Annotated in this window: 13 protein-coding genes and 1 pseudogene; 7 read left to right on the top strand and 7 right to left on the bottom strand. The window is 61.0% G+C overall.

The features are described from left to right. The 3 genes and pseudogenes from ACPYOI_RS31380 to ACPYOI_RS31370 form a co-directional block, all read right to left on the bottom strand. Positions 1 to 217 (bottom strand): annotated as a pseudogene (locus ACPYOI_RS31380) (polysaccharide deacetylase family protein); the annotation flags it as partial. Between the two features lie 141 nt (positions 218 to 358). Next, entirely contained in the window at positions 359 to 961 is a 603-nt protein-coding gene (locus ACPYOI_RS31375) for a hypothetical protein (protein ID WP_481423842.1), read from the bottom strand. A 202-nt stretch (positions 962 to 1,163) separates the two neighbouring features. Continuing rightward, on the bottom strand, positions 1,164 to 1,553 hold the full coding sequence (locus tag ACPYOI_RS31370) for a DUF930 domain-containing protein (RefSeq protein ID WP_168828837.1): 390 nt from the start codon (positions 1,551 to 1,553) through the stop codon (positions 1,164 to 1,166). Positions 1,554 to 1,794: 241 nt separating this feature from the next. Here ACPYOI_RS31370 and ACPYOI_RS31365 point away from each other — a divergent pair, with 241 nt between their 5' ends. Continuing rightward, complete coding sequence (locus tag ACPYOI_RS31365) at positions 1,795 to 3,903, top strand: S9 family peptidase (protein ID WP_481416638.1); 2,109 nt, start codon at positions 1,795 to 1,797, stop codon at positions 3,901 to 3,903. A gap of 220 nt (positions 3,904 to 4,123) precedes the next feature. Next, positions 4,124 to 4,648, top strand: a complete 525-nt coding sequence (locus ACPYOI_RS31360) for a DUF1697 domain-containing protein (protein ID WP_481416639.1) — start codon at positions 4,124 to 4,126, stop codon at positions 4,646 to 4,648. A 20-nt stretch (positions 4,649 to 4,668) separates the two neighbouring features. Here ACPYOI_RS31360 and ACPYOI_RS31355 read toward each other — a convergent pair whose 3' ends face one another. Next, positions 4,669 to 5,307, bottom strand: a complete 639-nt coding sequence (locus tag ACPYOI_RS31355; RefSeq protein ID WP_168828834.1) for a TetR/AcrR family transcriptional regulator — start codon at positions 5,305 to 5,307, stop codon at positions 4,669 to 4,671. A gap of 203 nt (positions 5,308 to 5,510) precedes the next feature. Here ACPYOI_RS31355 and ACPYOI_RS31350 point away from each other — a divergent pair, with 203 nt between their 5' ends. Next, positions 5,511 to 6,467, top strand: coding sequence for a homocysteine S-methyltransferase family protein (locus ACPYOI_RS31350; RefSeq protein ID WP_481423841.1), 957 nt, complete (start codon positions 5,511 to 5,513; stop codon positions 6,465 to 6,467). Between the two features lie 9 nt (positions 6,468 to 6,476). Continuing rightward, a complete protein-coding gene (locus ACPYOI_RS31345; protein WP_481416641.1) occupies positions 6,477 to 6,728 on the top strand; it encodes a hypothetical protein in 252 nt (83 codons plus the stop codon). Here the strand turns inward: ACPYOI_RS31345 and ACPYOI_RS31340 are convergent. Then, positions 6,725 to 8,173 (bottom strand): DHA2 family efflux MFS transporter permease subunit, encoded by a 1,449-nt coding sequence (locus ACPYOI_RS31340; protein WP_481423840.1) that lies wholly within the window; start codon positions 8,171 to 8,173, stop codon positions 6,725 to 6,727. The two genes, ACPYOI_RS31345 and ACPYOI_RS31340, sit on opposite strands and share 4 nt — an antisense overlap. A gap of 258 nt (positions 8,174 to 8,431) precedes the next feature. On the opposite strand from ACPYOI_RS31340, the gene ACPYOI_RS31335 reads away from it, so the two are divergent. Further along, a complete protein-coding gene (locus tag ACPYOI_RS31335; protein ID WP_481416660.1) occupies positions 8,432 to 9,934 on the top strand; it encodes a protein adenylyltransferase SelO in 1,503 nt (500 codons plus the stop codon). Positions 9,935 to 9,968: 34 nt separating this feature from the next. Further along, positions 9,969 to 10,517: a glutathione peroxidase gene (locus tag ACPYOI_RS31330; RefSeq protein ID WP_481416643.1), complete on the top strand. Its 549-nt coding sequence runs from the start codon at positions 9,969 to 9,971 to the stop codon at positions 10,515 to 10,517. A gap of 330 nt (positions 10,518 to 10,847) precedes the next feature. On the opposite strand, the gene ACPYOI_RS31325 is transcribed toward ACPYOI_RS31330, so the two are convergent. Further along, complete coding sequence (locus tag ACPYOI_RS31325; protein ID WP_481416644.1) at positions 10,848 to 12,062, bottom strand: MFS transporter; 1,215 nt, start codon at positions 12,060 to 12,062, stop codon at positions 10,848 to 10,850. Continuing rightward, a complete protein-coding gene (locus ACPYOI_RS31320; RefSeq protein ID WP_481416645.1) occupies positions 12,059 to 12,205 on the bottom strand; it encodes a hypothetical protein in 147 nt (48 codons plus the stop codon). The genes ACPYOI_RS31325 and ACPYOI_RS31320 overlap by 4 nt, the downstream gene beginning before the upstream one ends. Positions 12,206 to 12,369: 164 nt before the next feature. On the opposite strand from ACPYOI_RS31320, the gene ACPYOI_RS31315 reads away from it, so the two are divergent. Next, positions 12,370 to 13,017: LysR family transcriptional regulator (locus ACPYOI_RS31315; RefSeq protein ID WP_481423839.1), on the top strand; the 648-nt coding region annotated here is incomplete at its 3' end.

Raw genomic sequence — 13,017 nt, 5'->3', positions numbered from 1 at the left:
CTGCCTTGCCCATGCAGGCGTCGAAGGTGAGCGCGATGCGCGGATGGCTCGACGCACCGGAGCGCACGATATGCAGATGCGGCTCGACCAGCTTCGGCACCGCGATCTTCGGCGAGGCGGGAGGTGCCACAGGCATCGCGACGGGAGCGACAGCGGCCGCGAAGGCGGCCGAGACGGAGATTGCAAGCAGCAAGGGCACGAGGAGGATGCGGATCATGGAAAGTCAGTTTCTAATATCTCGATAAAAAAGCTTTATGCCTTGTCGCTGGAGGGAGCCATGCGGCCTGATGCCGCCACCTCTCCCTGGCCCGCCCGTCACAGGATTCCTGCGCTATTAGTGCAAAAGTGTTGGAAGAAGCTATTCGAACTCGATCATGAGGCTTTCAAGCGCTCCCCCTGCGCCTTCCTCGAAACCACCGCTTTGCTGCATTTCCATGGCAAACCTGGATCTTTCCGGGCCAGTCATCGAGCAGAAACCGCCCACTCGATAAATCGCAGCTTTTCGCTTGTCGACCAGACCGTAAAGTTCGTCCGCCACTTTCCTGGCCTCGCCGGTCAAATCCGGTGACCTCAGATAGCTGGCAAGCACCTCCGTCTGGGCAGCGATCGCCTCTAGAAAATTACACAGATACTGCAGCTCATCGAGCCCATGGGCGTAGACACGATGCCTGTTCGGCATCTTTGTGTCGTCGCACGGCTCGGTTACATCGACGTATCCCATCTTTGTCGCTCGTTTGAGCGCGACCATGGTTCTCCCCATCCTTTCAAGATGTTTGGAAAACCTCTCCTTGGGGATCCCGTCGGCGATCGCATCGCCAGATGATCTTGCAATTTTTCGAAAGAGGTCGCCCAGCCGCTCGAAAACGCGCCAGTCTTCAATTCTGGGATCTTCGTTCGCCATCGCCAGCCCCGGCATTGTGGCGACCCAAACGGAAGCAAGTAAAAAGGTTCTCCTGTCCATCACAGTTCCCCTCTTTCGAGATACGGGCCGAATTAGGTAGACAACGGAGATGCAGGCAAGATGAACTCGTAAAATCTACGGAACGGCCACGGGATCGCCGCTGGGCGTATGAACGCACCTTGGGGAGCCCTTGGATGCTTCAGAAAAACTACCACAAAACGAATCGCGCGAATATCAAGTTGCCCAGCCGCGCAGCCGCATCTCAATCGTACAAATAGTACTTCGTCCACTTATCCTTCGGCACCTTCTTGCCGATCTCGTACTGCAACTCGCGGACGTTAATGTGCTTCGGGCCGGTGATGCAGGAGTAGGAGAGATGATACCAGTCGCCCTTGCTGCGGAAGACGGCGCCGGGGGCTTCGAGGCGGTCTTCTGTCAGGACCGGGTCCTTGAAGGTGTAGGCGATGACCTTGTCCGGGCTGAAGCCGGTCTTGTCCTTGTTGATGCGGCTCATCGCCTCGGTGTCGCAGCTCTGTTCGAGGCGAGTGGCAGGATCGAGCTTTTCAAGCTGCTTCTTGATGGCAGGGTCAACTGCGAAGGCGGCGGAGGCAAGGCTCAGGAGAGCCATGGACAGGACCAGGCGTTTCGGCATTAAGGAATTCCTCTGTATGCTCATGCGGGAACCCGCTTGACTGGTACCCCCGAGCCAAAACGAAGCGTAAATTCCGCGCGACGGTAGCGGACATTCTTAAACAATGTGGTGACATCATGGCAACGTGAGGAAGTCTTCGATTCCCGCCGAGCTTATCCCCGATGGCTTGCACGGCGCTTGATCTGGCCTGTCCGCACCATTATCTCTTGCGCACCCCGCAATTCCGATCCGGAGCCTTTGCTTGTCCGTTTTCAAGAACCTGCCCACCCCGCCCGCAGCCCCGAAAAAGCCCGTCACCGACACCCGCCATGGCATCACCCGGACGGACGATTATGCCTGGCTGCGCGCCGATAACTGGCAGGCGATGTTCAAGGATCCATCGATCCTCGATCCCGAGATCCGCAAGCATCTGGAAGCGGAAAACGCCTACATGAACGCGGCGATGGAAGACACCAAGGCGCTGCAGAAGACGCTCTTTGCCGAAATGCGCGGCCGCATCAAGGAAGACGACAGCTCGGTTCCCATGAAGGACGGTGCTTATGCCTACGGCACGTTTTTCGTGACCGGCGGCGAGCAGCCGCGTTATTTCCGCATCCCGCGCGAAGCCAACGCCAAGGACGAGACGATCCGCTCTGTTCTCCTCGACGGTGACAAGGAAGCAGGCGGAAAGGCCTATTTCAGGCTCGCGGGCCTCGACCATTCGACCGACCACAGCCGCGGCATCTGGGGCTATGACGACAAGGGTTCGGAATTCTTCACGCTGAAGGTGCGCGACCTCGCAACCGGCGAGGACCTGCCCGACCGGATCGAGAACACCGGCGGCGGCGGCGTCTGGGCGCCCGACGGCAAGAGCTTCTTCTATTCGGCGCTGGACGAAAACCACCGGCCCTCCAAGGTCTTCCACCACATCCTCGGCCAGCCGCAATCCGAAGACCGGCTGGTCTACGAGGAAAAGGACGCCGGATTCTTCATGGGCGTCGGCGGCTCGCTGCTCGACGATTTCATCTACATCGACATCCACGACCACGAGACGAGCGAATACCGGCTGCTGTCGACCAAGGATCTGATGGCCGAGCCCAAGGTGGTGGCGAAGCGCCAGACCGGCATTGAATACGAGATGACCGAGGGCGGCGATGTCTTCTACATCCTCACCAATGACGGCGGCGCCAAGGATTTCAAGATCATGGAAGCGCCCGTTGAAAATCCGGGCAAGGAGAACTGGCGCGAGGTGGTGCCGCACAAGCCCGGCACCCTGATCCTCTCCCAGATGGCCTATGCGCGCCATCTCATCTGGCTGGAACGCAAGGACGGCCTGCCGCAAATCATGATCCGCGACCGGAAGACCGGCGAGGAACATGCGATCGCCTTTGCCGAAGAGGCCTATTCGCTGGGACTTTCGGGTGCTGCGGAATACGACACAGACACCATCCGCTTCTCCTATTCGTCGATGACGACGCCGAACCAGCTCTACGACTACAACATGGTGACGCGCAAGCGCACGCTCTTGAAGACGCAGGAAGTGCCTTCCGGCCATAATCCGGAAGACTATGTGACACGCCGCGTCTTCGCGCCGGCATGGGACGGCGTCGAGGTGCCGGTCACCCTGCTCTATCGCAAGGATACGCCGCTCGACGGCTCAGCTCCCTGCCTGCTCTACGGCTACGGCGCCTACGGCATCACCATTCCGGCGGGGTTCAATACCAATTGCCTGTCGCTTGTCGATCGCGGCTTCGTCTATGCCATCGCCCATATCCGCGGCGGCAAGGACAAGGGCTTCCAGTGGTACGAAGACGGCAAGATGGGCAAGAAGACCAACACGTTCAAGGACTTCGTCGCCGCCGCCGACTATCTGAATCAACAGAAGTTCACGTCCTACACTGGTATCATCGCCGAGGGCGGATCGGCGGGCGGCATGCTGATGGGGGCAATCGCCAACATGGCGCCGGAGAAGTTCGCCGGCATCATCGCCGCCGTGCCCTTCGTCGACGTCTTGAACACCATGCTTGACGACACGCTGCCGCTGACGCCGCCGGAATGGCCGGAATGGGGCAACCCGATCGACAGCAAGGACGGCTACCATCACATCGCCGGCTACTCGCCCTACGACAATGTCGGCAAGAAAGCCTATCCGCCGATCCTGGCGCTCGGCGGGCTGACCGATCCGCGCGTCACCTATTGGGAGCCGGCGAAGTGGGTCGCCAAGGTCCGCGACAAGACGACGGGCGCAGCACCGATCCTGCTCAAGACCAACATGGATGCCGGACACGGCGGCGCCTCGGGACGCTTCCAGCGGCTGGAGGAAATCGCCTTCGAATATGCGTTTGCAATCAAGGTGGCGGGGAAGATGTAAGATTTGGATGGGGCGTGCCGTGGGGCCCCCTCTGTCCTGCCGGACATCTCCCCCACAAGGAGGGAGATCACAAGTGGCTTTGGCTTCTCGCCTCATTGTCGATATGCCGTGCTGAAGCATTAGTTGTTTGGGGAAGCCCTTGCGCCCAGCCAATCTCCCCGCCTGTGGGGGAGATGCCGGCAGGGCAGAGGCGGGCCTGCGACCATTCTTGGAGGAAGAAATGCCCGTCTATGTCGCCCTGCTTCGTGCCATCAATGTCGGCGGGACCGGCGCCCTGCCGATGGCGGAGCTGAAAGCGATCTGCGAAGGATTGGGCTACACCGATATCAGGACCTACATCCAGAGCGGTAACGTCGTCTTCCGCTCGGATGACAGTGAAAAGGCAGCCGGCGAAAGGCTCGACGAGGCGCTTGGCGAAAAGCTCGGCAAGAAGCCGGGCGTGATGATCCGAAGCAGCAGGGAACTGCAGAAGATCGTCGACGGGTCGCCCTTCCCGGATGCCAAGCCGAATTTCCTGCTGGTGAACTTCCTGCCGGAAGCGGCGCCGAAAGATGCGCTTGAGAAAATGGTGGCACCGGATGGCGAGGAGGCAAGGATCGCCGGGCGCGAGATCTATGTGCACTATCCAATCGGCTCGGGAAAGTCCAAGCTGAAGCTTCCCGCGCTGAAGCCCGGCACCTCCCGCAACCTCAACACCGTTCGCAAGCTCGCCGAAATGGCCGCAGCGATGGAGGATAGCGGCTGATCCCTCACGCGGCTTGGGCCTCAGTGCCGGACGCCGTTGAGGTCGGACGCGCGGGGCTGGAAGAGCAGCTTGACGAAGGTCCTCAGCACCAAGATCTGCTCGGAGAGGCTGTTCGGTTCCTTCAGCGCCCTGGACAGGACGATGCCGCCTTCAATGACCGTCGAGACCATGTCGGCCAGCTGGTCGACATCGAGCGGTTCGCGCGGCGTGTAGACGGCCATGATTTCCTCGAACATGCCGCCGAAACGCCGGCGCCATGCGAGCACTGCGTTTTTGTTGGCTTCCTGTATCTCGCGATCGAAGAGGCGTTCGTAATAGCAGACGGTTGCGACGAGGCAGCCCGGATGGCCGTTCGGCAGGTCTGAAAGCAGTTCGGACAAGAGCTTGAGGCCGAGAAGGAAGGACTGCAGCGGATCGTCCATCAGCTCGCGAGCCCGGCTGAAGATCTCGTCGTAGATACGCTCGTCGTTTTCGATGTAGCGATTGAGCAGCGCCTTTGCGAGCTCGTTCTTGTCCCTGAAATGATAGAAGAAGCCGCTCTTGGTGATGCCGGTCTCGGCAATCAGCTCCTCGATGGAGGTGCCGCCGAATCCCTTCTGAAGCACCGCCGCTTCGGCGACGTCGAGAATACGGGTTCTTGTTTCCTCGCCCTTGCGCATGCGCCCTCCTGCACCGTCGGTACAGTTTTCGCCGTGACGCTACGCAAGACCCATGCCGTCCCGTTCATTAACCCATTGATTTCCGCCGCTAACCCGGAAACCGCCTTCAGTATACCGCAAGTGGGCTAGATTGGCAGGCTATAGCGAGAGAAATTTGATCGTCTGGATGATCCTACGGGACGAATGAGGGACGGGACGCTGAGATGAGCAAATACAGAAACAGGCTGCCGCAGTTAACGGGGCAAACATTCATCACCGACGGCGGCATGGAAACGTCGCTGATCTTCCATGAGGGCATCGAGCTTCCGCATTTCGCCTCCTTCGTCCTTCTCGCATCGCCCGACGGGCGGCGGAAGCTCAAGCATTACTATAGACCCTATCTCGATATCGCCCGGCAGCGCGGCACCGGCTTCGTACTCGATACGGCGACCTGGCGGGCCAGTGCCGACTGGGGCAACAAGCTCGGCTATTCTCCCGAGGCGCTGCGCGCCGCAAACGAGACGGCAGTCGACCTGGTTGCCGAACTTCGAGCCGAATTTGAGGGGCCGCAGAGGCCGATCGTCATCAGTGGTGCGATCGGCCCGCGCGGCGACGGCTACAAGGCGGGCTCGATGGACGCTTCCGAGGCCGAGGATTACCATGCCGAGCAGATCGCGACCTTCGCCGGAACGGAAGCGGACATGGTGTCGGCCGTCACGCTGAACAATATCAATGAGGCGATCGGTGTCGCCCGCGCCGCTAAGGCGCACGGAATCCCGTCTGCGATCGCCTTTACGGTGGAAACCGACGGCAGGCTCGTGACCGGGCGCAGTATTCAGGATGCGATCGAAACGACGGATTCGGCAACCGGCGGCGCTCCGGCCTACTACATGATCAACTGCGCGCACCCGAAGCATTTCGAGACGGCGCTCGATCATCGCAGCAGCTGGGTGAAGCGCATCTGGGGCATTCGCGCCAATGCCTCGGCGATGAGCCATGCCGAGCTTGACGAGAGTGAAACACTGGACGCCGGTGATCCGATCGATCTCGGGAATCGTTACCGCAGGCTGCTTGCCCGCATGCCGCATATACGCGTGCTCGGCGGGTGCTGCGGCACCGATCACCGGCACGTCGCAGCAATTTGCGAAGCATGCCTGCCGCCGCAGGCTGCAACCGCCTGAGGTATGTCAATGAAGACGATGGAAAATTGGCGGCCGAGCCACTTGTTTTATGAAGCAGTTCGCTATGCGTTCAACCGCAAGCAGAAACATGACGCCTTCGAGCTGTTCGATGCCGGGCTGATGCCTTTCGAGGGCCTCGACGGCCATCTGATGCGGGACATCGGCATCGGCCCGAACGGGCACCATGCCCATGTCAGCGATCTGCCGGCCGATACGCGCCAGCTGCGCCCGGATCAGGGCCTTTGCCCGGATGGCGCCTAGTGTCCGGCTCCGGAGCCGGCTTTGGCCGCGTGCCCGCTGATCTCAGCCCCTGCCGTGGGTGAGAATCGCAGATTCCAGAAGGTCGCGGTGAGCGAGATGATCGCGACGCCGATGAAGGCTGCGGAGAAATCACCAAGCTGCGGCACGAGATTGCCATTGACCGTCATCGAGCCGTGCAGGGCCAGCGCCCCGAGGCAGATACCGAGCGACAGCATGAGCTGCTGGAAGGTGGTGTAGAAGCTGGTGGCGGAGCTCATGCGCTCTGGGCCGATCTCGTCATAGGCGATCGTGTTGTAGGCCGTGAATTGAAACGACATGAAGAAGGCGCTGAGCACAAGGATGATGAAGATCAGCGGCATCGACCAGTCCGGCCGAAAGGCGGCACAGAGGCCGTAGCCGATCGTACCGATGATGCCATTGAGCACAAGACTGCGACGGAAACCGAGTCGGCGGAAGACGGCCTTGGCGAGCGGCTTCATGAAAAGCGCGCCGAGCGCGGTCGAGATGATGATCTGGCCGGCCGCCGCGGCCGAAAGGCCGAAGCCGATCTGGAAGAGCAGCGGCAGCAGGAAGGGCTGGGCGCCCTGGGTGATGCGCGTCAGCGAACCGGCGATAACCGAGGTGCCGAAGCTCGGCACCTTCATCAGCGAGAAATCCATGATCGGCGCCGGATGGTTGCGGGCGTGGCGCAGATAGGCAATGCCGAAGAGCAGGCCAACGGCGATCAGGAAGATCGAAAACGATCCCTCCCCGTCATGGCTCGACAGTTCGAAGCCGAAGAGCATCGAGCCGAGCGAAATGCCCGAGAGGATGAAGCCGATCGTATCGAAGGGACCGGTGGCCTTGCCCTTCAGCTCGTCGATATAGATCGAGACAAAGATCATGCCGATGATGCCGATCGGCACGTTGATATAGAAGATCCAGCGCCAGTCGAGATAGGTGACGATGAAGCCGCCGAGCGGCGGGCCGACGATGGGGCCGATCAGCGCCGGCACCAGCAGCCAGGACATGGCGCTGACCATGTCCTTGCGGGCGACACTGCGCATCAGCACCAGGCGGCCGACGGGCATCATCATGGCGCCGCCGATGCCCTGCAGCAAGCGGGCCAGCACGAGGAACGAGAGCGTGGGCGCGAAGGCGCAGAAGATGGAGCCGATCACGAAGACGGCGATGGCGGAGCGGAAGACGGTGCGGGAACCGAAACTGTCCGCCATGCGGCCGCTGGCGGGAATGAAGATCGCCAGACTCAGCAGGTAGGAGGTCAGCGCGATCGACATGGCGGGTGCGCTGACGCCGAAATCGCGCGCCATTGTCGGCAGCGCGGTCGCCAGCACGGTAGCATCGACGTTTTCCATCAGCATGGCGCACGCGACAATCATCGCGATCACCCGGAAATTGGGTGTTGCGCGCCGAACCATCGGCGCCTGGTAAATCTGATCCGACATCGTCAGGGATCACTCGCAATGGCGCGGCGGAGCACACGAGGCGACAGGACCGCGGGGGATGACATGGCAATGATGCCAAGGAGGGATGATTTGCTATACGCCTGCAATCATGGCAGCGCGATGTCTTTTATGGCATATCTGCTTTGACGGGTGGTAAATGGAAATCACCATTCCTTGCATTCCATTGCCCTTCGTGAAGGGATGGTTTGCGGGTAAAGGCGGCTTGCGTGGCCTGCCATGCGACCCTACCTATTAGCCATGACCTCTGCTCTTCAAAAAGACGCGCCGGCTGGCGCCTTTCCATTCGACAACAGCTATGCGCGGTTGCCGCCGAATTTCTTTGTGCGGCAGGCGCCGTCGCAGGCAGCCGAACCCCGGCTGATCAAGCTGAACGAAGAACTCGCCGCCGAGCTTCGGCTCGACGTCGAACTACTGAAGCGCGACGGCGCGGCGATCTTTTCCGGCAATCTTCTGCCTGATGGCGCCGACCCGCTGGCGATGGCCTATGCCGGGCACCAGTTCGGGGGGTTCGTGCCGCTTTTGGGCGACGGACGCGCGATCCTGCTCGGCGAGGTGATCGACCGGAACGGCAAGCGGCGGGACATCCAGTTGAAGGGCGCCGGGCAAACGCCGTTTTCACGGCGCGGCGACGGGCGCGCCGCGCTCGGGCCGGTGCTTCGCGAATATATCGTCAGCGAGGCGATGTATGCGCTCGGTGTTCCGGCGACCCGGGCGCTGGCGGCAGTGAAGACCGGACAGCCGGTCTATCGCGAGGAAGTGCTGCCGGGTGCCGTCTTCACGCGCGTTGCGGCAAGCCATATCCGGGTCGGCACCTTCCAGTTCTTCGCCGCCCGCGGCGATGCCGAAGGCATCAAGGCGCTGGCCGACTATGTGATCGAGCGGCATTATCCGGAGTTGAAGGATGCCGAGAACCCCTATCTGGCGCTTTACCGGGAGATCTGCGAACGGCAGGCGGCACTGATAGCCCGCTGGCTGCATGTCGGCTTCATCCATGGCGTGATGAATACCGACAACATGACGATATCAGGCGAGACCATCGATTTCGGCCCCTGTGCCTTCATGGATTCCTATGATCCGGCAACCGTGTTCTCCTCGATCGACCACCAGGGCCGATACGCCTATGCAAACCAGCCGGGCATCGGACAGTGGAACCTTGCACGCCTCGGCGAGACCCTGCTGCCGCTTTTCGATGCGGACCAGGAGAAAGCCCTCGAACTCGCGAACGAGGTCATCAAGCTCTATGGCGAGCGCTTCCAGGCGCATTGGCTTTCCGGCATGCGCCGCAAGATCGGCGTCGTTTCCGAAGAGGACGGCGATCTGGAGCTGACCCAATCGCTGCTGGCGCTGATGCAGGCGGGACAGGCGGATTTCACGCTGACCTTCCGGCGCCTCTCCGCGCTTGCCGGCGACGATGCGGCGGAAGCGGCCTTTACCGCGAGCTTCCGCGAGCCCGAGGCTTGCGGCGAATGGCTGGCGCGCTGGCGCGAGCGGCTGTCGCGCGATCCGCAATCGCCGGCAGAACGCACGGATCAGATGCGCAAGGTCAACCCGGCCTTCATTCCCCGCAATCACCGCGTCGAGCAGGCGATCCTTGCCGCGACCGAGGATGGCGATTTTTCGCTGTTCGAGGCGCTGCTGACCGTGCTCGCCAAGCCCTATGACGACCAGCCGGCGTTTGCGGCCTACATGGAACCGCCGCAGCCGGACGAGCGGGTGCTGCAGACGTTCTGCGGAACGTGATTTCAACTATATGCAATATTAACTGGAGATAGTGATGACCGACCTTCTCGACATTCCGGTCAAGACCGTTCAGGGGCGCGAGACGACGCTCAACGACTTTCGCGGACACGTGCTACTCATCGTCAACGTCGCCTCCAAATGCGGGCTGACGGTGCAGTATGAAGGGCTGGAAAAGCTCTATGCCGATAAGCGCGAGAGAGGCTTCGTCATCGCCGGCTTCCCGGCGAACGACTTTAAAGGCCAGGAGCCGGGCACCGACGCGGAAATCCTGGAATTCTGCACCAGCACCTACGGCGTCGATTTTCCGATGTTTTCCAAGGTTGTCGTCAAGGGGCCGGACAAGCATCCGCTCTACAAGGCCCTGACGACATCAGGCATGGAAACCACAGGCGAAGGGCCAATGCGCGAGCGACTGAAAGACTATGGCATGGATTTTCCCGATAACGGCGAAATCCTCTGGAATTTCGAGAAATTCCTGATCGGCCGCGACGGCAGGATCGTTGCCCGCTTCGCCCCCGACGTGACGGCGGATGACAGCCGCCTCGTCTCGGCAATCGACCGGGAGCTAGCAAAGGCGACCTAGCGCCGTGACGGGGGTGCCATGAGAAACGCCTGCTGGGTTGGGGGTGCCTCGCCCTGCTCAATGACGACGTTGAAGACGCGGACCGGCCGGTTGGCACCCGCCGCAGTCTGACTATCGATAGATGAGCCAGTCCTTGGGCACGCGCGCGACGCTTGCGGCACCAATCCTTTCATGGGAACTCGACGCAGCACTGCCGAATTGTATGGCGAATACCACCAAACGGCGGCTTGCGGCCCAAAGCAGACCTGGATGACGCTGAGCCGCCAATCGGGGAGACCCACTATTGCAAGAAGCGACCAAGGTTCAAAAGGCCGAACCTTGGTGCTCACGTTAGTGCGCGCGCACCCCCGCGGATGTCGTTCCGGTGCTGTGGAAGGCCCTGTTCAATAGGGCGATAACGAGAGCGGGGATCAGAAGGAAAAGCAGCGACCACGGCAATGCCGAAGCGCCAAGGTTCTGCAAGACCAGCCCGCCGCCGAATGCACCTGCGGCAATGGCGATGTTCCAGACTGTCACGATGATAGCTGCCGCCGTGTCGGCAGCCGGACCCGCCGCGCGGATTAGAGCGGTCTGGAAAATCGTGCTTGCTCCGCCAAAGGCAAGGCCCCAGATGGCAGCCGCCCCATAAACAACCAGAGGGGAGACGGCACCGATCGTCAGCAGCAGCGCGGCAGCAATGAAGAGGCCGACGTCAACCACGGTGAGCAATCTGAGTGCCCGGTCAATGGTCGCGCCGACGATCGCGATGCCAGCCAGTGAAACGATGCCGAAGGTCAGCAGAACGCGATCGGTCTGACCGCTCGCTCCGACGGTATCCAGAAGCGGCGCGATATAGGTGTAGAGAATGTTCTGCGCCAGCACATAGGCCAGGATGGTCACAAGCACAGGCAGGATGCCTGGCATCAGGATGACCTTCCACAGCGAAAGCTGCTGCCCGCCTTTTTGTTCTCCGGCAAAATCAGGCACCTTCACGAGCACCCAGCCTATGAGCAGAACGGCGATAAGCGTCATGAGACCAAACGCGACGCGCCAGCCTAACGCAATTCCGATGAAGGTGCCGGCCGGAATGCCGATCGACAGAGCCACCGGAATCCCGGCAAGTGCAATAGCCATAGCCCGCCCGGTCAGGTGTGCCGGCGCCATGCGCACGGCATAGGGCGTCATCAGGGCCCAAAGCAGCCCTGCGGAAACGCCTCCCAGGAAGCGAGCAACCAGAATGACGGCAAAGTTGCTAAAAAGGGCTGTGACAGAATTGGCAATTGCGAAGCCAACAATCGTCATGATGAGAAGCGATCGTCTCCGCCAGCTGCGCGTCGCCGCCGTCAGCGGGATAGCCGCCAGAAGGGAGCCGATGGCGTAGACTGAAATGAGTTGTCCCGCCCAAGATTCGCTGACGCCCAGGTCGGAGCCCATCTGGGGCAAAAGACCGGCTGGCAGAGCCTCGGTGAGGGTTACCAGAAAGCTCGTTGTGGCGAGCGCCAGAAGGCCCAGAAGTGGCAGGCCGGAGCGAGCCCCCTCAGCGGCTGTGGTCGCTTGGGCGGTCATAGTCGTGCCCCTCCCGTCAGGCGTTCGGTGTAGTCGCAGCTGACGATCGTCAAAAAGCTTGTGGAATGCGGCACTCGCCGGCCGGCTTCGTGGCCGGGCTCAAGCCTGCTGCTCGAGATGCCGCCGTTCTCAAAATCGTCCACTCGAATCTTTCCGTATCTCATCGCTATTTCTTTCCATCGTTTCCGGCCCGCTTGCGCGACCAACCAAGAAATAGCGAAGCAACTAATCAAGAAAAACAGCCCGGCATTCCGGTGACTGCGGAACCAAATTCCGTTATACCAGCCAAATGGAACATCTCGGCACCATGAGCTTGTTTGTACACGCCGCGGAAACTGGCAGTTTCGTTGCCGCCGGCCGGCAGGCAGGGCTGTCGGCGTCTGCCGTAGGCAAGGCAGTCGCGCGCCTCGAACAACGCTTGGGGGTGCGGCTCTTTCATCGCAACACGCGCAATATGACTCTGACAGAAGAAGGGCGGCTGTTTCTCGATCGTTGCCATCGGATCTTTGAGGAAATCGAAGCGGCGGAGATGGAGCTGACCCAGACGGTGGCCGCGCCGAACGGCAGGTTGCGGGTTAGTTTACCGATGGTGGGCATGCTCCTGATGCCGGTTATTGCTGACTTCATGACGGCATATCCGGCCGTCACACTCGACCTCGACTTCACCGACCGCCTGGTCGACGTGATTGAGGAGGGATTCGACGTGGTGATCAGGACGGGAGTTGCAAATGACAGCCGCCTGATGCGCAAGAGCTTGGGAAGGTTTCGCTCCAAGCTGGTGGCATCGCCCGCTTACATCGGCCGGCGCGGCATACCTAGCTCGCCCGCTGATCTGGCGTGGCACGATTGTCTTCGGCAGCGCTCCCAATCTACGCGCAAGATCATCGACTGGCCGCTGAAAACCGGCGGTGGCGTCATTGCGATCCCAGAGACCATGAGTGCCAACACCATAGAG

Source organism: Rhizobium sp. SVR5-2C (assembly GCF_056755115.1).
This window is presented reverse-complemented; position numbering and strand designations above follow the sequence as displayed.

Coding starts and splice junctions, on each gene's coding strand:
- ACPYOI_RS31340 (WP_481423840.1), bottom strand. CDS start 8,173: ATGTCGGATCAGATTTACCAGGCGCCGATGGTTCGGCGCGCAACACCC.
- ACPYOI_RS31345 (WP_481416641.1), top strand. CDS start 6,477: ATGAAGACGATGGAAAATTGGCGGCCGAGCCACTTGTTTTATGAAGCA.
- ACPYOI_RS31335 (WP_481416660.1), top strand. CDS start 8,432: ATGACCTCTGCTCTTCAAAAAGACGCGCCGGCTGGCGCCTTTCCATTC.
- ACPYOI_RS31360 (WP_481416639.1), top strand. CDS start 4,124: ATGCCCGTCTATGTCGCCCTGCTTCGTGCCATCAATGTCGGCGGGACC.
- ACPYOI_RS31355 (WP_168828834.1), bottom strand. CDS start 5,307: ATGCGCAAGGGCGAGGAAACAAGAACCCGTATTCTCGACGTCGCCGAA.
- ACPYOI_RS31350 (WP_481423841.1), top strand. CDS start 5,511: ATGAGCAAATACAGAAACAGGCTGCCGCAGTTAACGGGGCAAACATTC.
- ACPYOI_RS31325 (WP_481416644.1), bottom strand. CDS start 12,062: ATGACCGCCCAAGCGACCACAGCCGCTGAGGGGGCTCGCTCCGGCCTG.
- ACPYOI_RS31370 (WP_168828837.1), bottom strand. CDS start 1,553: ATGCCGAAACGCCTGGTCCTGTCCATGGCTCTCCTGAGCCTTGCCTCC.
- ACPYOI_RS31375 (WP_481423842.1), bottom strand. CDS start 961: ATGGACAGGAGAACCTTTTTACTTGCTTCCGTTTGGGTCGCCACAATG.
- ACPYOI_RS31330 (WP_481416643.1), top strand. CDS start 9,969: ATGACCGACCTTCTCGACATTCCGGTCAAGACCGTTCAGGGGCGCGAG.